Origin of the sequence: Pseudoduganella plicata (genome assembly GCF_004421005.1) — a bacterium.
Classification (GTDB): Bacteria; Pseudomonadota; Gammaproteobacteria; order Burkholderiales; family Burkholderiaceae_D; genus Rugamonas; species Rugamonas plicata.
In genome coordinates this window covers 4,751,955-4,771,923 of record NZ_CP038026.1, presented here as the reverse complement: position 1 = coordinate 4,771,923, position 19,969 = coordinate 4,751,955, and the positions used below count along the sequence as shown (strand labels likewise).

20 protein-coding genes are annotated in these 19,969 nt (G+C 65.7%); 5 read left to right on the top strand and 15 right to left on the bottom strand.

The annotated features are described in order from the left end of the window. Positions 1-7: 7 nt before the first annotated feature. The 10 genes from E1742_RS21185 to E1742_RS21140 are packed head-to-tail and all read right to left on the bottom strand — an operon-like array spanning position 8 to position 8,599. Positions 8-1,381: an MATE family efflux transporter gene (locus E1742_RS21185; RefSeq protein ID WP_134387108.1), complete on the bottom strand. Its 1,374-nt coding sequence runs from the start codon at positions 1,379-1,381 to the stop codon at positions 8-10. Then, complete coding sequence (locus tag E1742_RS21180) at positions 1,378-2,127, bottom strand: SDR family NAD(P)-dependent oxidoreductase (RefSeq protein WP_134387107.1); 750 nt, start codon at positions 2,125-2,127, stop codon at positions 1,378-1,380. Before E1742_RS21180 ends, E1742_RS21185 begins: the two co-directional genes overlap by 4 nt. Then, a complete protein-coding gene (fabG, locus tag E1742_RS21175; RefSeq protein WP_134387106.1) occupies positions 2,124-2,855 on the bottom strand; it encodes a 3-oxoacyl-ACP reductase FabG in 732 nt (243 codons plus the stop codon). The genes E1742_RS21180 and fabG overlap by 4 nt, the downstream gene beginning before the upstream one ends. Then, positions 2,852-3,268, bottom strand: a complete 417-nt coding sequence (locus E1742_RS21170; protein ID WP_134387105.1) for a hotdog family protein — start codon at positions 3,266-3,268, stop codon at positions 2,852-2,854. The genes fabG and E1742_RS21170 overlap by 4 nt, the downstream gene beginning before the upstream one ends. Further along, positions 3,255-4,445, bottom strand: a complete 1,191-nt coding sequence (locus E1742_RS21165; protein ID WP_134387104.1) for a beta-ketoacyl-ACP synthase — start codon at positions 4,443-4,445, stop codon at positions 3,255-3,257. Before E1742_RS21165 ends, E1742_RS21170 begins: the two co-directional genes overlap by 14 nt. Next, positions 4,442-5,974 carry an HAL/PAL/TAL family ammonia-lyase gene (locus E1742_RS21160; protein ID WP_134387103.1) on the bottom strand — a complete coding sequence of 511 codons (1,533 nt, stop codon included), beginning with the start codon at positions 5,972-5,974 and terminating at the stop codon, positions 4,442-4,444. The genes E1742_RS21165 and E1742_RS21160 overlap by 4 nt, the downstream gene beginning before the upstream one ends. Before the next feature lie 4 nt (positions 5,975-5,978). Continuing rightward, positions 5,979-6,311, bottom strand: coding sequence for an ApeI family dehydratase (locus tag E1742_RS21155; RefSeq protein ID WP_134387102.1), 333 nt, complete (start codon positions 6,309-6,311; stop codon positions 5,979-5,981). Further along, entirely contained in the window at positions 6,304-7,602 is a 1,299-nt protein-coding gene (locus E1742_RS21150; RefSeq protein ID WP_134387101.1) for an AMP-binding protein, read from the bottom strand. Before E1742_RS21150 ends, E1742_RS21155 begins: the two co-directional genes overlap by 8 nt. Next, positions 7,602-7,859, bottom strand: coding sequence for an acyl carrier protein (locus E1742_RS21145; RefSeq protein ID WP_166793527.1), 258 nt, complete (start codon positions 7,857-7,859; stop codon positions 7,602-7,604). Before E1742_RS21145 ends, E1742_RS21150 begins: the two co-directional genes overlap by 1 nt. A gap of 2 nt (positions 7,860-7,861) precedes the next feature. After that, complete coding sequence (locus E1742_RS21140; protein WP_134387099.1) at positions 7,862-8,599, bottom strand: beta-ketoacyl synthase chain length factor; 738 nt, start codon at positions 8,597-8,599, stop codon at positions 7,862-7,864. 143 nt (positions 8,600-8,742) lie between these two features. Here E1742_RS21140 and E1742_RS21135 point away from each other — a divergent pair, with 143 nt between their 5' ends. Further along, a complete protein-coding gene (locus E1742_RS21135) occupies positions 8,743-9,903 on the top strand; it encodes an FAD-dependent monooxygenase (protein ID WP_134387098.1) in 1,161 nt (386 codons plus the stop codon). Here the strand turns inward: E1742_RS21135 and E1742_RS21130 are convergent. Genes E1742_RS21130 through argJ form a run of 3 tightly spaced genes read right to left on the bottom strand, consistent with a single transcriptional unit; the run spans position 9,886 to position 12,418 of the window. Continuing rightward, complete coding sequence (locus E1742_RS21130) at positions 9,886-10,311, bottom strand: NUDIX domain-containing protein (protein WP_134387097.1); 426 nt, start codon at positions 10,309-10,311, stop codon at positions 9,886-9,888. The two genes, E1742_RS21135 and E1742_RS21130, sit on opposite strands and share 18 nt — an antisense overlap. Next, entirely contained in the window at positions 10,308-11,183 is an 876-nt protein-coding gene (locus tag E1742_RS21125) for an ATP-binding protein (protein ID WP_134387096.1), read from the bottom strand. The genes E1742_RS21130 and E1742_RS21125 overlap by 4 nt, the downstream gene beginning before the upstream one ends. Continuing rightward, a complete protein-coding gene (argJ, locus tag E1742_RS21120) occupies positions 11,183-12,418 on the bottom strand; it encodes a bifunctional glutamate N-acetyltransferase/amino-acid acetyltransferase ArgJ (RefSeq protein ID WP_134387095.1) in 1,236 nt (411 codons plus the stop codon). The genes E1742_RS21125 and argJ overlap by 1 nt, the downstream gene beginning before the upstream one ends. Before the next feature lie 316 nt (positions 12,419-12,734). On the opposite strand from argJ, the gene E1742_RS21115 reads away from it, so the two are divergent. The 4 genes from E1742_RS21115 to E1742_RS21100 all read left to right on the top strand — a co-directional run bounded on the left by E1742_RS21115 (position 12,735) and on the right by E1742_RS21100 (position 16,301). Beyond that, complete coding sequence (locus E1742_RS21115; RefSeq protein WP_134387094.1) at positions 12,735-13,943, top strand: porin; 1,209 nt, start codon at positions 12,735-12,737, stop codon at positions 13,941-13,943. A 12-nt stretch (positions 13,944-13,955) separates the two neighbouring features. Then, positions 13,956-14,366, top strand: coding sequence for a type 2 periplasmic-binding domain-containing protein (locus E1742_RS21110; protein ID WP_134387093.1), 411 nt, complete (start codon positions 13,956-13,958; stop codon positions 14,364-14,366). Between the two features lie 297 nt (positions 14,367-14,663). Beyond that, on the top strand, positions 14,664-15,878 hold the full coding sequence (locus tag E1742_RS26255) for a porin (protein WP_166793526.1): 1,215 nt from the start codon (positions 14,664-14,666) through the stop codon (positions 15,876-15,878). 12 nt (positions 15,879-15,890) lie between these two features. Further along, positions 15,891-16,301: a type 2 periplasmic-binding domain-containing protein gene (locus tag E1742_RS21100; protein WP_134387092.1), complete on the top strand. Its 411-nt coding sequence runs from the start codon at positions 15,891-15,893 to the stop codon at positions 16,299-16,301. 69 nt (positions 16,302-16,370) lie between these two features. On the opposite strand, the gene E1742_RS21095 is transcribed toward E1742_RS21100, so the two are convergent. Further along, a complete protein-coding gene (locus tag E1742_RS21095) occupies positions 16,371-17,492 on the bottom strand; it encodes a serine hydrolase domain-containing protein (protein WP_134387091.1) in 1,122 nt (373 codons plus the stop codon). Between the two features lie 374 nt (positions 17,493-17,866). After that, positions 17,867-19,738: a methyl-accepting chemotaxis protein gene (locus tag E1742_RS21090; protein WP_134387090.1), complete on the bottom strand. Its 1,872-nt coding sequence runs from the start codon at positions 19,736-19,738 to the stop codon at positions 17,867-17,869. Between the last annotated feature and the right edge of the window lie 231 nt (positions 19,739-19,969).

Here is a 19,969-nt window from a genome sequence, read left to right as displayed (position 1 = left end):
GCGCTCCTCAGACGTTCGAGTACAGGCCCAGGCGGGCACCGGACCGGCTGGCGTTACGGTTCAGGACGAGCGCGGCCAGCAGCGCCGTCAGGATGTCCGACAGCGGGAACGCATACCAGATGCCGGGCTCGCCAATCGCCGCGGGCAACACCAGCAGCAGCGGCACGATGATCAGGTAGTTCTTGGCCGTGGACAGCAGGATGGCGTACTTCGGCTGGCCGATCGCCTGGAAATAGCTGCCGATGATCATGGCCGCCCCGAACAGCACGAAGCCCGACACGACGATCCTCGTCAGGCGCGCCGCCTGGGCCGCCATTGCCGCGTCGTCGACGAAACCGGCACCCAGCGCGCCGGCGGCCAGCACGAACAGCAGTGTCACGGTGGCGCAGTAGGCCACGGCGATTTTCAGGCCGGTGCTGACGGTCGCGTCCACGCGTGGCTTGATGCCAGCGCCGAAGTTATTGCCCAGGATCGTCTGGAACGCGACGTTCAGGCCGATCAGCGGCATGATGGCCAAGGTCATCAGGCGGGTGACGATGCCATAGGCGCCCACCAGCGTCGGATAGTCCACCCAGGCCCAGTTCTTCAGTGCGTAGTTGACCATGCCGACCTGGATCGCCACGCCCACGTGCGACAGGCTCATCGGTACACCCAGCGGCAGCATCTCCGCCGCGTGCCCCTTGAGCACCGTCAGGCCGCCGAAGCGCAAGCGCAGGCTGGACTTGCCGCGCAGGCGGAACAGCACGATGGCGCTCAGCGATACGGACTGCGACAGCAACGTCGCCAGCGCGGCCGCCGCCACGCCCTGGTGCAGGCGCACGATCAGTATGTAGTCGAGCGCGACGTTGAGCAGCGCCGACAACAGCATGCAGCTGCTCATGAACTGGATCTTGCCTTCGGAACGCAGCGCGTCGGTATTGACCACCAGCAGGCCCAGGATCGGCGCGCCGTACACCAGCACGGAGATATAGCTGGACGCCAGCGCGTTCACGTGCGGCAGGTCGCCGCAGATGCGGGCGATCAGCATGTCGCCGCTCCAGGCGAAGCCGAGATTGACGAGGCCCATGATGATCAGCACCAGGATCAGAGCGCTGGTGAATGCCTGCGAGGCGCCGCCGATATCGCGCGCGCCGAAGCGGCGCGCCAATACCGACGCCATGCCGCTGGCCACCAGCGTTGCCATCGCGAACAGCGCCAGTTGCAGGGGGAACACCAGCGTGACCGCGGTAAGCGCCTGCTTGTCGACGTAGTTGCCGAGGAACCAGGCGTTGATCACGTTGTACAGGCCGTTAATCAACAGCACCACCACGATGGGCAGCGCGGTTTGCAGGTAGAGCCGGCCGATGGGTTTGCTCAGGAAAGGGTTGGCGGGAGCGTTCACAATGGCTGGTCCTTGAGGTACTGTTGGCTGATGGCGTCGAAGCGCGCCTGGATACGGGCCGGGATGAGGCGCAGCAGCTTCATCACGATGCCGGCTTCGCCGATGCGGATCTGGGTCGCGTTGGTCGCCAGCTCGCGCACGATCTGCTCGGCCGCGGCGCGCGGCGCCAGTTTGTTCAGGCCGGCGATCCGGATCGCGCTGGTCATGCTGGTGTCGAGCATTGGCAGCACGACTTCGACCACGCGCAGGCCACGCCCGCTGCCGGCCGCGCGCAAGCCCTTGCTGAACGCCGACAGAAAGGCCTTGCTGCCCGAATAGACGGGGCAGAAGCCGGCCGGCGCATACGCCAGCACCGACGACATATTGACGATGGCCGGGTGGCGCGAACGCGCCAGATCGTCGCCGAACACGCGCAGCAGATTCAGCGGCCCGGTGATGTTGGTGGCGATGATCTTCGCGCCGGCGGCCTGCGCGGCCGGCTTGAACACGTCGCCGCTGTCGAACACGCCGGCATTGTTGATCAGCACATCGACGACGACCTGCCGCTGCGCCAGCGTCTCGCGCAGGCGCAGCAGGCTTTCCAGATCGGCCACGTCGGCACTGAACTGTTCGAAGGCCTGTCCGGGCGCCGCCGCGACGGGCGTGCGCCCGAACACGATCACGCAGTTGTCCTGCGCCAGCAGGCGGGCCAGTTCCAGGCCCAGCCCGGCGGTACCGCCGGATATCAAGATAGTACGTTCCTTCATCCTATGCCTCCATCGATGCGAATTGATTGTTTGGTGATGTAGCCCGCCGTCTCGCCGCACAGGAAGCCGGCCAGGGCGGCCACTTCGTCGGGCTGGCCGAGCCGGCGCAGCGGCACCTGCGCGGCCAGCGCTTCCAGGTCGGCCTCGTCCAGCATGTCGGTCGCGACGTAGCCCGGCAGGATGCAATTGACGGTGATGCGCCGCCGCGCCAGCTCCACCGCCAGTGCACGCGCGGCCGCTTCCATGCCTGCTTTACTGGCCGAATAGTTGGCCTGGCCCGGCACCCCGACGGACGAGGACAGCGACGACACGCCGAGGATGCGGCCGCCGTCGCGCAGGCGCAGCATCGGTTGCACCAGCGGCTGGACCACGTTGAAGAAGCCGCTCAGATTGACGTCCAGCACGCGCTGCCAGTCCGCCCGCGCCATGCCGGCAAACACGGCGTCGGCCCGGATGCCGGCGTTCGCCACGACGCCCCAGAACGCGCCATGGCGTTCGACGTGCTCGTCGAGTACCGTGCGGGTGGCATCGCCGTCGCTGACGTCAAAGCACAGCAGGTCGCGCCCGGGCTCGCCGCCGGTCAGGGCCAGCGTATCGAGCGCGCCCTGCCGGTCGTTACCGTAGTGGCACACCACGTGGAAGCCGTCGCGGGCCAGGCGCAGCGCGATGGCGCGGCCGATGCCGCGACTGGCGCCGGTGACCAGGATCTTGCGTACGGGATCAGTCATGCCTGCCCTCCTGCATCGTGTTCCTTCGTATAGACCGTGACCGAGGCCACTTCCAGGCCGCCCTGCCACAGGCGGCAGGCGCTGACGGCGTGTCCCCCATCCGCGTGCAGCAGCTCGCTGCTGACCGTCAGGCCCAGCGCCGGATCGAGCCACTCGCCCGCGCAGCGCAGCGCCTTGAAGGCCGTGATGACGCCGGACCGGGGTGCGCCGGCCTGCCCGGCGCGCAGGTTATGGGCCGCAGCGACGCCCTGCGCCATGTATTCCAGACCGACCCAGGCCGGCAGCCCGGCCGGCAGCAGGAACGGATTGTCGGCGCGGATCGTGGCGTGCGCGCTGCCATCGTCGGCGACCAGGTCGATCAGGCGCATGGCGCCGCCATGCGGCAGGTAAGGCGCCGCGTCATGCATGGTCATGGGCGCTCCTGCCGATTACCAGGCATACGTTGCTGCCGCCAAAAGCGAACGACGTCGAGGCGAACACCGTCCGCTCGCTGTGCTGGCCCGGCTGGCCCAGCGCGATCGGGGCCAGCGCCGGGTCGCGCGGATAGTCGCCATGCTGGGGGATCACCGGCACGGCGCCATTGCCGCGCTCCAGCATGGTGGCGCAGGCCACCAGTTCCAGCGCCGAGGCCGCGCCCAGCGTGTGGCCGGTCAGGTTCTTGGTCGAACTGCACACCACGCCGTCGCCGAACACGCGGTAGACGGCGGCTGCCTCGACCTCGTCGTTCTGCACGGTCGCCGTGCCGTGCAGGTTCAGGTATCCCACGTCGGCAGGAGCGACGGCGGCGCTGGCCAGCGCGCGCCGGATGGCCAGTTCGGCGCCACGTCCCTGCGGATCGGGCGCCGAGATATGGTGGCCGTCGGAACTCTCGCCCGCCCCCATCAGCCGCAACGGCGCGGGATCGGCGCGCAGCACCAGCACAGCCGCGCCTTCGCCCAGGTTGATGCCGTTGCGCGCCTGCCCCAGCGGCTGGCACATGCCGTCGGCAATCGAGGCCAGGCAATCGAAGCCGTTCAGGGTGGACAGCGAATGGCTGTCGGCACCGCCCACGATGACGGCGTCGAGCTGGCCGCTGCGGATCAGGCGCAGGCCCATCGCGATGGCCTTGCCGGACGACGTGCACGCGGTACTGACCGTAAGCGTCGGCCCGGTGGCGCCGGCATAGGCGGCCGCCATCGCCGAGACACTGTCCATCAGCTCGATGTCATGGCGGTAGCCGGGCGGCAGCGCGCCTTGCGCTTCCGCCGCGCGGGCCCGGTCGGCTTCCTGGAAGCCTGCCGTGCACGACCCCATGACCACGCCGACCCGGTCGGCGCCGTACCGTTCCACGGCCTCGTGAATGGTGTCGGCAGCCTGCTCCAGCGCTGCATGCAGCAAGATATTGGTACGGCTGGCGAAGTGCGCCAGCCGCGCCGGCAGCGGTGCCAGCACCTGGCCGACGACGCCGATGGTCGCACGCCGTCCGCTCCACAGCGGCGCCGACGCGACGAAACCGTCCTGGTTGCCATTCAACAGGCTGGCGTACAGGGCATCGCGCCCGACGCCGGCCGCGCTGACGACGCCCATGCCGTGGATATAACAATGCCTCATGCCGGGAAGGTCCAGCGCTGTTCGCGGATATAGGCGATGAAGCGGCGCAGGTCCGCTTCCAGCGGGCGATCCTCGCCCACCAGCGCGAACTCCGCTTCGACGGTCTCGATGAAGCCGTGCGCGTCGAGGCCGATCGGCAGGCTGGCGCCCGGCTCCACCCGGCGCCGCACGGCGATGGCCTGGGTAGCCGCCAGCACCATCGCCGCCTGCACCTGCTCCACCAGTTCGATGACGCGAATGCAGCTGCGCGCCGCGATCGTGCCCATGCTGACCTTGTCCTGGTTATGGCATTCGGTCGAACGCGAGAACACGCTGGCCGGCATGCAGTTCTGCAGCGCTTCCGCCGTCCACGCCGACACGCCGATCTGGACGGCCTTGAAACCATGGTTGATCGACGCCCGGCTCGGATCGGGCAGCGACAGGTTGGCCGTCATGCCGTTGTTGTAGCGGGTGTCCACCAGCAACGCGAGCTGACGGTCCATCAGGTCGGCCAGGTTGGCGATCTGGGTCTTGAGCGTGTCCATCACGTGCGCGATGTGGCCACCGTAGAAGTGGCCGCCGTGCAGCAGCTTTTCCTTTTCCGGATCGAGCAGCGGGTTGTCGTTCGCACTGTTGAGCTCATTCTCGATGACGCTGCGGAAGTGCGCCATGCTGTCTTCCAGCACGCCGATCACGTGCGGTGCGCAGCGGATCGAGTAGCGGTCCTGCAGGCGCTCGGCTGGATCGTGTTGCGGCATCAGGTCGGCGCGGATCAGCGCGGCGATGCGCTGCAGGCCCGGATGCGGCTTGGCCTTGAACAGGTCTTCGTCGAAATGATGCAGGTTGCTCTTCAGGGCGATCGCCGCCAGTGCCGTGGTGCGCGTGCACAGGCGGCTCAGGTACTCGGCGCGCTTGAAGGCCAGGCACGCCAGAGCGGTCATCACCGCCGTGCCGTTCATCATCGCCAGCCCTTCCTTCGGTCGCAGGCGCAGCGGCGTCAGGCCGCATTCGGCCAGCACTTCGGCGCTTGGCCGGACCTGGTCGCGGTAGCGCACTTCGCGCTCGCCGATCATCGCCGCCGCCACGTACGACAGCGGGGTCAGGTCGCCGCTGGCGCCAACGGAACCTTCCTGCGGGATCAGCGGAATGATGTCGTGCTCGAGCATGCTGGCGAGCTGCTGCAGCAGCGCGGGCGTCACGCCCGAATAGCCGCGCGACAGCGATACCAGGCGCGCCGCCATGATGGCCCGCGACGTTTCCAGGTCGAAGTGCTCGCCCAGGCCACAGCCGTGGAAGCGCAGCAGGTTGACCGGCAGCTGCTCGATCAGCTCGCGCGATACCTGGCGGGTCACGGAGTCGCCGTAGCCGGTCGTCACGCCATAGATCTCGCCTTCGGTTTCCAGCAGGCGGTCGAGGAAGTCGGCGCCCTTCTTGATGCGTTGCTGGAACGCGGCATCGGTCGACAGTGCCACGTGGACGCGCTGCTGGCTGAGGTCGACGATGTCTTCGATCGTCAGGCGCTGCTGCGAAATCGTTAAAGTTCTTTTCATGATGCTAGAGTCCCCCGCCGGCGTTGGCCAGCTCGAAAGTGATGCGTGAACACAACTGCTCCGACCGGTGGAGTACCGCTTCGACGGCCCCTTCCTGCCCGAGCTTCCAGGTCAAACGGATGGTGTCGCCAGGTGCGATCACCGCATAAAATCTTGCCGCCAGCGGCCGGGCGCTGCGCCCCCGTGCGGCGGCATAGGGCGCCAGCTGCGCCAGGCACGCGCCAATCTGTGCAATGGCAGGCGTTACCGGATTGCCCTCGAAATGGCCGTCGTAATACGCAGCGCCGGGTGCGAAGCGCAGTTCCTGTTCCGGCAGGGCCACCCCGAGCTCACTCATGCATCAGCTCCAGCATGCTCGAGCGCGACAGCTTGCCCATCCCGTCGAGGACCGCCTCGTGCACCACTTTCCACTTGCGCGGTACGAACATGCGCTCGACGTGGCCTTGCAGCTCCGCCTTTGCCGCTTGCTCGATCTGCGCGAACTGGCTTTCCGGTACGGCCGCGTCGACCACGACGATGGCCGCCAGGCGCTTGCGCATCGGCTCGTCGTAGACCATGAGGCGTGCGGTACGGATCGCCGGCGACGTGCCACGGATCAAGCTGGCCAGATGGGCCAGCGAAATGCGTTTCTCTTCGATCTTGACGATATCGTCGGCGCGGCCCAGCACGCGGAAGCTGCCGTCGGCATGCAGCTGGATCAGGTCGTCGCGTTCGATCCAGCCCGCTTCACTGCAATAGCGCGACCAGAGCCACAGCCGGCCATCGGTACCCATCTTGACCTCGGTACCGGGAAGCGGCCACAAATGCTGCCCCGCCTCGGCGCGGCGGTAGGCGATACCGCCCGTTTCACTGCTGCCGTAGATCTCGAAGCACGGCGCGCCGAACACCTGTTGCACCAGCAGTTCCTCGTCAGGCATCAAGGCACCGCCCGACGAGAACACCAGGGCAGCGCCGCCGATCGGCTCCTGCTCCGTCAGCCGGCGCAGGAAGGCCGGGCTGCTGACCAGCACATAGTCGGCCAGCTCCGCCAGCTCAGCCGGCGAGCGGATCGTGCCGGCCAGGAACGGGTAGCCCGACTGGAACGGCAACAGAATCCGAAACAGCAGGCCATACAGGTGGTAGTGCGGCACGGTAGCGGCGATCAGCAGCGCTGGCGGCCCCAGGAACAGGGCTTGCAGGTCGCTCACTTCCGCCATCAGGCCGGCCACTGTCTTGACGACTTTTTTCGGTTCACCGGTCGATCCGGAGGTATACAGCAACACCATCGCCGCCGGATCGAGCTGGCCATCCCACGGCGTGCCGCCTGACTCCACCAGGGCGACCGCGCTGGTGCCGTGACGCAGGCGCAGCACCCCGCCGGCATCGTCGATCACGCTGTCATACTGGTCCCGATAGCGCGCGCAGGTGGCCGGCAGCGTATTGGGCAGCAGCACCACCTGGCGGCCCGCCGCCAGGCAGGCGAGCAGGGCGACATAGAAGCGGTAACTGCACTGGCAGTCGAGCAGGATGGCGCCAGGCGCCCCGGCCAGGGCCGCCATGAGGCCGGCAATGTCCCGACCGGCCTGTTCGCGATGGACCGTGCGCCCATCGTCGAATCGCGCCACCACCGCCTGGTTCGGCGTTGCCACTATGCTGCTTCCGCCATGCGCGACTCGACCAGTTCCTGCAGTTGGCGCAGGTTGCGGAACACGCCTTCCTTGTCGTCGGTCTTCAATTTCAGGTCGATCTTGAATTCCTTCTTGATGGCGATGACGATTTCCAGCACGTCAATCGAATCGAGTTCCAGCCGGCCGTCGAAGAAATCCTCGTCATCGGTGACTGGCCCACCGTCGATCTGGATCGCCGCCTGCAGCGCTTTTTGAATCCGTTGCTTGATATCGGACATGCTTACTCCCATTCATAGATGACTTGGTTGGCAACCGGCCCGGCATGCCCGAGCAAGGCCCCGATCTGGGCGGCCACGGTTGGCGAGGAAAACTGCCGCGTCGGCGTCAACGCTCCCGCTTCGCCGGGCACGGCGCGGCGCACGCTGCACGACACGACGTAGTCGCGTGGCCAGCCGGCAAATTCGGCATGGAAGCGCGGCGGCAGATCGCCGTCGTAAAACACCGCCAGTACCCGCTGCGCGTCCGGCTGGTCGAACAGAAATGCCTGCGCATCCATCAGCGCATTGCGCACCACGAAGCTGGTGGCCGAAATCGAACTGCTGGGACGGCGCGATCCGAGCAGGATCGACAACTGGCCCGCCAGAGCGTTCTGGACTGAATAAGAAAAGTTGGACGGCGACAGCTCTTCCCGCGCGACATTGCAGCGGTTGTTTTCTTCGATACTCGCCAACTCGCCGAAGCGGGAACAAAACACCGTATAGTCGAATTGGCCGAGATCGTGGTGGGTAAGCAGGTGCCGCAGGACTTTTCTGCTCAGGCTGCTGAGACGTTTGGATTTCTGCAGTTGCGCGCTCAGCCCTGCGCTGTCCGGGCGCGGCTGGCGTGGATAGCCGCACTGAAAGCGCCCGGCGGCATCGATGTCCGCGCTGATGTACAGACTGTCGATGACCAGCTGGCCGCCCCCGGAGGGAGCCTCTGCCGCATTTTGCGGACGCGACGCTACAATCCCATCTTGCATATTGCTTCCCTAGAATTAATTATTTTTTTGCAAGCAGGAGTGTGGCGGCAAATGCTGAGCTGTCGAAGCTGTGGAAATTTACAGGTTTGTAACGGGCGGTTTTTTAGTTAATACTGCCGGGTTTTAAATCAGGAACTGAATCGATGAGGATCGTGATTATCGGCGCGGGTATTGCTGGCCTGGCCGGCGCCATCGCGCTGACGCGCGCCGGCCATCGTGTCGCGGTGTACGAGCGTCATGCGGACCCATACTGCGCCGGTGGCGGCATGGTGTTGTGGCCCAACGCCGGCTTCGTGCTCGACCAGTTGGGGCTGCTGTCCGCGGTGGCCGCCGTCAGTGGCGTGCCACAAGCGATGCATCGCCTCGATCGGCAGGGACGACTGTTGCAGTCGCTGGACATTGGCCAGCTCGACCGTGAGATGGGATATGCAAGCCACGCCGTCCTGCGGCGCGACCTGATGCGCATCCTGGCCGACTGGCTGGCGCAGAATGGCGTGCCGGTACATTACGGGGTTGCCGGGCTGGCGCTGCGCGCCGGTGCCGACGGCCAGGCGTGGCTGGAATGTGCCGACGGCGCGACGGTGCACGCGGACCTTCTATTGGGTGCGGACGGGCGCAAGCACTCCATCGCCCGCCAGTTCGTGCTGGGCGATGCGCCGCCGCGATTTCAAGGTTTCGTCAACTGGGTCGGCGCGGTCGAGCTGGAACGGAGTACGGACGCTGCGCCGGGCGTGCTGGATTTCTGGGGTATCGGCGAGCGCTTCGGCGTCGTCACCGTGACGGACCGTAAGGTGTATTGGGCCGCGGCAGTCGCGGCGCCAGGACTGGACCGGCTGCCCCCTTTCGACGCGCTGTACAGCCGCTTCGGCGACTGGCCGGCACCTATCCCGGCCCTGCTGCGCCAAACGCCGCGGGAACAGGTGCGCCTCATTGCCGTGCACGACGTCGATCCCGTGCCAGGCTGGCACCGCGCCAACGTACTGCTGCTGGGCGATGCGGCCCATTCATCGCTGCCGACCTCGGGTCAGGGGGCGTCGCAGGCCCTGGAAGACGCCTGGCATCTGCCGCGTTGCCTGGCGGCCCACGCAGACCGGCTGGAGCACGCACTGGCCGCCTTTACGGCGCTACGCGGGCCGAAGACGCGGGGCCAGACGCTGGGGGCGCGGCAGTTTGCCGCCGAGCTGTTCATTACCGATGAAGCCGCGTGCCGGCGGCGTGACGCACGGGCTGCCGCACAGGGCGGGTCGGCGCAGATCGGCGGAATGGCCAGCGGCTGGGCGAGCGGATTACCGATGGGGGCGTGAGCCTCGGCATTCCACCGCCTGGCGTATCCACTGCAGCAGCGGGATCGTGGCCGGCAGCAGCGGCTCCACGCTGACCTCGCCCTGCCAGGCGAAGGCCTGGCCTTCCAGGCTTTGCGGTTCGCCGCGCCACTCCCTGCTGATGAAGAAGTGTAGCCGCACGTGGGCATGTTCGTAGACATGCTCGACGCCGCACCATTCCTCGGCGGACAGCACTTCGATGCCCAGCTCTTCCATGAATTCGCGCTTGAGCGCGTCCAGGATCGTCTCGCCCGGATCGACTTTACCGCCGGGGAATTCCCAGTAGCCCGCGTACGGCTTGCCGGCAGGGCGCTGGCCCAGCAGGACGTCGCCGTTGGGTTTCATCAGGATGCCGACGGCCACGTCGATGGGCCGCGCCGACGCCGTCATGCCAGCTTGCCCGCATAGTCGCGGGCGAACTGCCACGCCACGCGGCCCGAACGGGAACCGCGCTGCAGCGCCCAGCGCAGTGCATCGCCGCGCGCTTCCTCGATCTGTGCCGGCGTGCAGCCGAACGAGGCCAGCCAGTGCGCCGCGATGTCCAGGTAGTCGTCCTGCTTGAACGGGTAGAACGACAGCCACAGGCCGAAGCGCTCGGACAGCGAGATCTTTTCCTCCACCGTTTCGCCGGGATGCAGGTCGCCGTCCTCGTCGTGGCGGTAGCTGGTGTTGTCCGACATACGCTCGGGCATCAGGTGACGCCGGTTCGACGTGGCGTAGATCAGCACATTGTCCGACTGCGCCGTGATGGAGCCATCCAGCGCCACCTTCAGCGCCTTGTAGCCACCCTCGCCTTCCTCGAACGACAGGTCGTCGCAGAACACGACGAATTTTTCCGGCCGCCCGGCCACCAGGTCGATAATGTCCGGCAGGTCGGCCAGGTCGGCCTTGTCCACCTCGATCAGGCGCAGGCCCTGGTCGGCAAAGCGGTTCAGGCACGCCTTGATCAGCGAGGATTTACCGGTGCCGCGTGCGCCCGTCAGCAGGACGTTGTTGGCGGGCCGTCCCTGCACGAACTGCAGCGTGTTCTGCTCGATCTGCGCCTTCTGGGTACTCACGTTGTGCAGGTCGTCCAGGCCGATGCGCGACGCATGCGTGACCGGCTGCAGCCAGCCGGAAGTGCCGCCGGCCCCATGGCGCTTGCGCCAGCGGAACGCCCGGGCTGCGTCCCAGTTGGGCGCTGCCACCGCGGGCGGCAGCAGTGCTTCCACGCGCGCCAGCACCCGTTCGGCGCGCGCCAGGAACAGTTCCAGGGAAGCCATCACGAACGGTAGTCGGCGTTGATCGACACGTAGTCATGCGACAGGTCGCACGTGTAGACGGTCGCCTGCGCCGCGCCGCGCGCCAGCTTCACGCGCACGGCGATCTCGCTCTGCTTCATGACCCGCTGGCCGTCCTCTTCCTTGTACTCGGGATTGCGGCCGCCGTCTTTCGCCACCCACACGTCGTCCAGCCACAGGTTGATTTTCGACACGTCCAGGTCGACACCGGCATAGCCGATGGCGGCCAGGATGCGCCCCAGGTTCGGATCGGACGCGAAGAACGCCGTCTTGACCAGCGGCGAGTGGGCGATGGAATACGCGATCTTGCGGCACTCCTCCACCGACTCGCCCTCTTCCACCGTGATCGTGATGAACTTGGTTGCGCCTTCGCCGTCGCGGATGATGGCCTGCGCCAGGAATACGGACAGTTCCGTCACGGCAGCCGCCAGCTCGCGGTACTCCGGCGACTCGACCGAGTTCACTTCCAGCGAACCCGCGCCCGTGGCGATCAGCATGAACGAATCGTTGGTGGACGTGTCGCCATCGATGGTGATGCAGTTGAACGATTTATCGGCTGCTTCCTTCACCAGCACGTCCAGCACGGGCTGGGCCACCTTCGCGTCGAACGCCAGGTAGCCCAGCATCGTTGCCATGTTCGGCTTGATCATGCCGGCGCCCTTGCTGATGCCCGTCAGCGTCACCGTGTGGCCGCCGATGGTGACGGTGCGCGAGCCGGCTTTCGGCTGCGTGTCGGTCGTCATGATGGCTTCGGCCGCGTTGAACCAGTTGTCTTGCCGCAGGTTTTGCACGGCAGCCGGCAGGCCCGCCTTGATCTTCTCGACGGGCAGCGGCTCCAGGATCACGCCGGTGGAGAACGGCAGGATCTGCTGGGCATCCACGCCCAGCTCGGCGGCCAGCGCGGCGCACGTTTCCTGCGCCCGCGCCAGGCCCTGCTCTCCCGTGCCCGCGTTGGCATTGCCTGTATTGACCAGCAGGGCGCGGATCGGCTTGCCGCCCGCTTTTACCGCCGCCAGGTTGTCCTTGGAGATTTGCACGGGTGCCGCGCAGAAGCGATTGAGCGTAAAGACGCCCGCCACCGTGGCGCCTTCAGCCAGCTTCATCACCAGCACGTCCTTGCGGTTCGGCTTCTTGATACCTGCTTGGGCATATCCGATCTCGATGCCCGCAACGGGCTTCAGGTCGGCGGCGACAGGAATGGGGGAATTGACGGCCATGGTGTTGTTCTCGTGCGGTCTGATTAATGGAGTCGCTATTGTAATACCTGCAGCATTGTGCCGACGCAGTGGCGGGCTGCGGCACGCGCCGGCGCCATATGGAAGGCAAGGGTTATTATTTCACTACTGAATAGTTGATAAAAAACGACATAAGTTTTCATTATATGTATTCAGCAAGAAATTGTTGTTGTCCGCTCATGTTGCCGTGCGTTAATGTTCTGCTCCCATTGCACCGTGTCGTGTGTAACGCCGCTCGCAATTACCACAGCGGCGCCACGACCGGCAGCCCAGACAACTCTCAACAACGGATTCACCAATGAAACAAAAACTGTTAGTCGCCGCCATCGTGGGCATCCTCAGCCTGGCCCAGGCGCAAGCCGCCACCCTCGGCAACGACAACCTGACGATCAGCGGCTTCGGCACGCTGGCCGCCGCCAGGAGCAACACGGAAGATGCCCGCTTCACGCGCGCAAACCAGCGCGAAGGCACGGCCGGTACCAACACGTTCGGCCTCGATTCCAACCTGGGCCTGCAGGCAACCTACACGATCAACGACAAACTGTCGGCCACGACACAGATCCTGACGCGCAAGACGACCGGTAACAGCTTCACCACCGAACTGGCATGGGCCTTTGTCAAATACAAGGTCACCGACGAATTCGCAGTGCGCGTCGGCCGTGTCGTGGTGCCGTCGTTCCTGATTTCGGACTACCAGAACGTGGGCTATGCCAACACGATGATGCGTCCGCCAATTGAAATGTACGGCCAGAACATCATCGAAAACGCCGACGGCGTGGACGTCAACTGGCAGCACAGCTTCGGCGACACCAATGTGACCGCTCAGGCTGTGGTGGGTATTGCCCGCGGCAAGAGCTACGTCGGCAGCAACAACACGGAACCGCGCTACCAGGCCGGCACCACCGGTTTCGCCATCAGCGCCGAACATGGTCCCGTCACGCTGCGCATCGCGCACGTCCAGGCCAAGGTGAAGTCGCCGGAAGCGACGAGCATCCGCTCGTTCACCGACACGATCGCCGCCGTCGGCTTCCCGCAGCTGGCCGATGACATCGGCATCGCCGAAGCCAAGCGCATCGCGTTCACCTCCGTCGGCCTGCTGGCTGACTGGAACAATATCGTCGTGCAGGCCGAGTACGGCATGCGCCGCGCCAAGGAACCTGTCTACCTGACCGATACGAACGGCTGGTACGCGATGGCCGGCTACCGCTTCGGCACGGTCCTGCCGTATTACAGCCATGCCAAATACGAAGGCAAGGGCTCGGTCATCCAGGCACCGGCCGCGCTGGCGCGCATTCCTGCGCTGAACGCCGGCGTGCGCGGCCTGCTGGCGGGCGGCGAACAGTCGTCCGACACCGTCGGCGTGCGTTGGGACTTCGCCAAATCGGCGGCCCTGAAAGTGCAGGTCGACCGCGTCAAGAGCGGCTCCACCAACGGCTTCCTGCGTGACGTGACCGCAACGGGCAAGGGCGTGACCGTCGTCGCCGCCGGCGTCGATTTCGTGTTCTAAGGACAAGCATTCATGAAAAAGATTCTGACTTCCCTGATCGTTGCCGCCTTTGCCGCGGCAGCACTGCCGGCCGCGGCCGAGACCGTCGTCATCGTCAGCGCCAAGAATCCGGCCAGCCGCATGTTCTCCGAACAGGCTGCCCAGTTCTTCCTTGGCAAATCGACGATGTTCACCCCGATCGACCAGGCCGAAGGCTCGGCCATTCGTAACGACTTCTACAAGAAGGTAACGGACAAGGATGCTGCCCAGGTCAAGGCGATCTGGTCCAAGCTGGTCTTCACCGGCAAGGCGACGGCCGAACCGAAGGCCTTCAAATCGAACGCCGAGGTGAAAAAAGCCGTTGCCGACGACCCGAAAGCCATCGGCTACATCGACAAGTCGGCCGTGGACGACACCGTCAAGGTCATCCTGACGCTGCAGTAATCGCCCCGTCGCGACACCCCGAAAGCCCGGCCCTGTGCCGGGCTTTTTTACATTTGCACGCCGCGTCCCGAGGCAAACATGCATAAAGAGCAGTGCGGGTGGCCGGAAAGTTCACAAAAAACGACAGAAGATTTCATTAAATATATGCATTCCGAAGTTTTCATTGATGCCTCTCAGCAATATCCACTAAGGTACAACCTGCATGCACGAAGTCGTCCGGCCGCTCCCCCACCTCCGCAGCGGCGCCACGACAGAGCACCACCCAACACATAAACACTACAATCGGACCCACACAGCATGAAACGCAAACTGTTAGTCGCATCCATCCTGGGTGCCCTGAGCCTGGCACAGGCCCAAGCCGCCACCCTTGGCAACGAGAACCTGACCATCAGCGGCTTCGGCACGCTGGCCGCCGCGAAGAGCAACAGCGAAGATGTCCGCTTCAACCGCGACAATCAGCGCGAAGGCACGGCCGGCACCACGACGTTCGGCCTCGACTCGAACCTGGGCCTGCAAGCCACCTACACGTTCAATGACAAGATCTCCGCGACGGCACAGGTCCTGACGCGCAAGATGACGGGCGATACCTTCACGACCGAACTGGCGTGGGCCTTCGTGAAGTACAAGGTTACCGACGAGTTCTCGGTGCGGGTCGGCCGCGTGGTCGTTCCATCGTTCCTGATCTCCGACTACCAGAACGTGGGCTACGCCAACACGATGATGCGTCCGCCGGTTGAAATGTACGGCCAGAACAAAATCGAAAACGCTGACGGGCTCGACATCGACTGGCAGCACAGCTTCGGCGACACCAACGTCACCGCCCAGGCGGTCGTCGGCATTTCCCGCGGCAAGACCTATGTCGCCAGCAATGGCACCGAGCCACGTTACCAGGCTGGCACCACCGGCCTCGCCATCAGTGCCGAGCATGGCCCGGTCACGTTGCGCGTGGCGCACGTACAGGTGAAGCTGAAGTCGCCGGACGCTACCACCCTCAGGTCGCTGACCAATACGGTGGCCGCAGTCGGTTTCCCGCAACTGGCCGAAGACATGGGCCTTGTCGAAGCCAAACGCATCGCGTTTACCTCCGTCGGCCTGCTGGCTGACTGGCACAATATCGTCGTACAGGCCGAGTACGGCATGCGCCGCGCCAAGGACCCGGTCTACCTGACTGACACCAATGGCTGGTACACGATGGCCGGCTACCGCTTCGGCAAGATCCTGCCGTACTACGCCCACGCCAAGTACCAAGGCAAGGGCTCCAACATCACGCCGCCAGCCGCACTGGCACGCATTCCGGCCCTGAACGCCGCCGTGACCGGCCTGATGGCCGGCGGTTCGCAGTCCTCCGACACCGTGGGCGTGCGTTGGGACTTCGCCAAGTCGGCGGCCCTGAAGGTTCAGGTCGACCGCGTCAAGGATGGCTCGACCAACGGTTTCCTGCGTCCGCTTACGGCCGCCGGTCGCGGCAAGGGTGTGACCGTCGTCGCCGCCGGCGTGGACTTCGTGTTTTAAGGATAAGCAGCCATGAAAAAAGTACTGATTTCCCTGATCGTTGCTGCCGTTGCTGCAACCGCACTGCCGGCTTCGGCCGAAACCGTCGTCATCGTCAGCGCCAAGAACCCGGCCAGCCGCATGTTCTCCGAACAGGCTGCCCAGTTCTTCCTCGGCAAATCGATGATGTTCACGCCGATCGACCAGGCCGAGGGCTCGGCCATCCGTACCGACTTCTACAAGAAGGTCACGGACAAGGATGCCGGCCAGGTCAAGGCCATCTGGTCGAAGCTGGTCTTCACGGGCAAGGCCACGGCCGAACCGAAGGAATTCAAGTCGAACGCGGAGGTGAAGAAAGCCGTCGCGGACGACCCGAAAGCCATCGGCTACATCGACAAGTCGGCCGTGGACGATACCGTCAAGGTTATCCTGACGCTGCAGTAAGCCCCTCCCGCGGTACCCCGAAGCCCGGCCTTGTGCCGGGCTTTTTCGTCCTGCCCGCGCTGCCCGGCGTTACGGCGCCAGCGCCAGCCGGCGCGTCAGCTCGTCGAGCTGTTCGACAGCGGCAGGGCCGTAGCAGTTGCACGCCACCGCCACTGCACGGTTCGATTGCGGCACCAGGATCGCAAAGACGTAATAGCTGCCCCAGCTGCCGGCATGGGCGCTGACAACGCCATGGCCCGGCACCTCCGTCACATCCCAGCCCAGGCCGTATTCGCCCGCCGGTCCGTGCAGGCGGGCGAAGGTTTCCTGACGCAGATAGGTGGACTTCCCCTGCAGGCCGCGCAGATGCTCGCGCAAAAGCTTGCCGTACTCCGGCATCGAAATCATCAGGCCGCCCGCAGCGGCACCGATGCGGCCCATATTGTAGCGGTCCTCGGCAGGATATCCGGCGCTCTGCCAGCCGCCCGCCCGCCATTCATGTCCGTGGACCGTGCCGCTGCCGGCATCCTCCGGAAACCCGAACGATGCGGTAATGCCCAGCGGTGCGAAGACTTCGTCCTGCATCAGCGTTTCAAATGGCGCGCCGCCCACCGTCTCGGCGATCAGCCCCGCCACCAGATAGCCCGTGTTCGAGTACAGGAACGTGGAACCCGGCACGTGCTCCGGCGGCTGGCGCAGCATGTAATGCGCGACAGCGGCCCGGTCCGCGACGGGGTCTCCCGTCAACAGCAGGCGAAGCTCGTCGGCAGCGGCATCGTCCGGGTCGCGCTTCAGGCCGGCGCGGTGACGCAGCAACTGCTCGACCGTCACGGCCCGCAGTGCGGGCTGCATGGTGTCGTGCCAGGCGGGGAAGAGTTCGGCCAGCGTGCTGTCCCAGCGCAGCTTCCCCTGCTCGACGAGACGCGCCAGCAGCATGGCCGTCAGCGCCTTTGTCTGGGAGCCGGCCTGCAGCGCATCCGTTGCCAGCAACGGCGCGGTGCTGCCGGCCATGCGCGTGCCCGCGCTGGCCACGTCGATCGCGTTCCCTGCGACGGCAACGATCGACACTCCCGGCAGTGCCCCCTCCTCGCGCGCGCGCTCGGCCTTGGCCTGCAGCAGGATGCTCGCCGCCGGGTAGCGTGCCCCCTCGCCGCCGCCGCAGGCGCCCAGCAATCCGACAAGGCACAGGGCCACGAAGATCTTCTTTGACATCAGGCTTCCCTCTTCGATCACGTGTCGCCGCGATGCGGCGATTCACGGGCGAAGTGTAGGGATGCGCGCCCACATCCGGCAGTGCCGGAAGTCACGGGCCGTCAGTGCACCCCGGGGAACGTGACGGTGAGTTCGATCGGCCTGCGGCTCTTGCCATGGCAGTTCCACGCACGGTTGGCGTACGCATGAAAATAGCCGGAGCTGCGGGGGGGGGACGCAATCGCAGCCGTGGCCGACCGCGAATCCTCGTGCGGGCTCACGACCACGGGCTTGCTGGCTTGATTCGCCGCTTTATCCGCCTCGTCCGCCTCGCCGCCGTTGGCGATGCAGCCCACGAGGCACAACCGTGGCGTTGCGCGGGTGCGCCAGCGTGTTCAGTTTTCCAGCTTGAAGGTGGCGACGACCTGTTCCAGCTTGCTGGCCTGTTCCTGCAGCGACCCGGCGGCCGCGGCGGCCTGTTCGACCAGTGCCGCGTTCTGCTGCGTGGCATCGTCCATGGACGCCACGCTCTGGTTGACCTGGCCGATGCCCTGGCTCTGCTCCTGGCTGGCCACGGCGATCTGCTTCATCAACGCTTCCGCTTCGCGCACCGTCTGCACGATCTCGGCCATCGCCGCGCCGGCACCGTCGGCCAGCGCGCTGCCGGCATCGACCTTGCTGACGGAGTCGAGGATCAGCTCGCGGATCTCCTTCGCTGCCGACGCCGAGCGCTGCGCCAGGTTACGCACCTCGCTGGCGACGACGGCGAAGCCGCGGCCCTGCTCGCCCGCCCGCGCCGCTTCCACCGCCGCGTTCAGCGCCAGGATGTTGGTCTGGAAGGCGATGCCGTCGATGACGGAAATAATGTCCGCGATCTTGTGCGAGCTGCCGGAGATGTCCGCCATCGTGCGCACGACATCGGCCACCACGGCGCCGCCCTTCTCGGCCGACTGCGCCGTCGCCGTCACGAGGCGGTTGGCCTGCAGCGCGTTGTCCGCGTTCTGGCGCACCGTCGTCGTCAGTTCTTCCATCGCCGCGGCTGTCTGCTGCAGACTGGACGCCTGCGCTTCCGTGCGGCCGGACAGGTCCAGATTGCCGTGCGCGATTTCGCTGCTGGCCGTGGCGATCACGGCCGTGCTGTCGCGCACTTCGGCGATCGTTTTCCCCAGCGACGAGACGAAGCGATTGAAGGCGCGCGCCAGCGCGCCCACCTCGTCGTTGCTGTTCACGGGCATCTTGCGGCTCAGGTCGCCGTCGCCGCTGGCGATTTCCTCCAGTAGGCGCGCGGCGCCCATCACCGGCGCGGCAATGGCGCGGGCGATCAGCCAGATGGCGACCATGCCGATGCCGCCGCCGACGACAGCGGCGATCAGCGCGGACAGCGTGGCCGATCTGGCCACGTCGCCCAGCACTTCCGCTTCCGGCACGTCCGCCATCACGTACAGATTCAGCTCCGGCACGAACGACGAAGCGACGAACTGCGTGCCATCGGCGCCAACCACGCGCACGTACGCAAACTTCTCGCGCTTGAGCAGAGACTGCGCCAGCTCGGGCGTAAAGCCCGGCAGTGCGCGCAGCTGGTGTTTGCCGTCCGCCAGTGCTGCCGTCTTGTGAATCAGGATGCTGCCGTCCGCGTTGACCAGGTAGACGAAGCCCGACTGGCCCAGCTTGTAGCCGCGGATGCTTTGCGCCAGCGCCTCGGCCGACAGTCCGAGGCCAGCCGCAGCCAGCTTGCCGCCCGGCGTCTGCACGCGGGTGTTGATGAACAACATCAGCGCATCCGAGCCGGGATTCTTGTTCAGGTCGAGGCGGTACGGTACGCCACTGTTGAGGAAGTTGTAGAACCAGCTGTCGTCCGGCGACGTCTTCGACAGCGTACGGTCATAGCCCGTTTCCGTGAAATACTTGCCGCTGTCGGCCGAGACCCAGAACACCGTCGCGGCATGCGTGAATGCTTTCACACGCGTGGCATACGCGTGCCAGCCGGCCGTGCCGTCGTCCGGTGTGCCGGTGTCTTCCCACGCGTGCAGGAAGGTCGTGTTCGCCAGGGTGCGCGAGACGGACAGTGGCTCGGCGATCTGGCGCAGGATATCGTTGCGAATCTCGCCAACCTGGGCCGGCAGCTCGGTCCCGACCACCCGTTCGCGCAGATGCGCGCTGCTCATCGTGACGCTGAGCGTGGAAGAAATGGCGATAAACAGCAGCAGGCACAGGCCCATGCTGAGCATCAGTTTGGTTTTGATCGACAGGTGGCTGAACAGGGACATGGGATGGGATGGGAACGTTCATCAATGAACAAAGTCAGCATCCAGTCTACCAATCGGGAGTCCCATGAGCCAGTGCCGATGGGCGCGCGCGGCCCAATGTTCACCGCCTGCCGCGCCGGCGCAACGCTTTCGATAACCGCGCGACAAGGGATTGTCACATCGCCAGCGTGCCGGGACAGGTCCGGCACTCGACAACCCGACCGTTAAGGCCGGGCTCGCGTCCAGATGTCG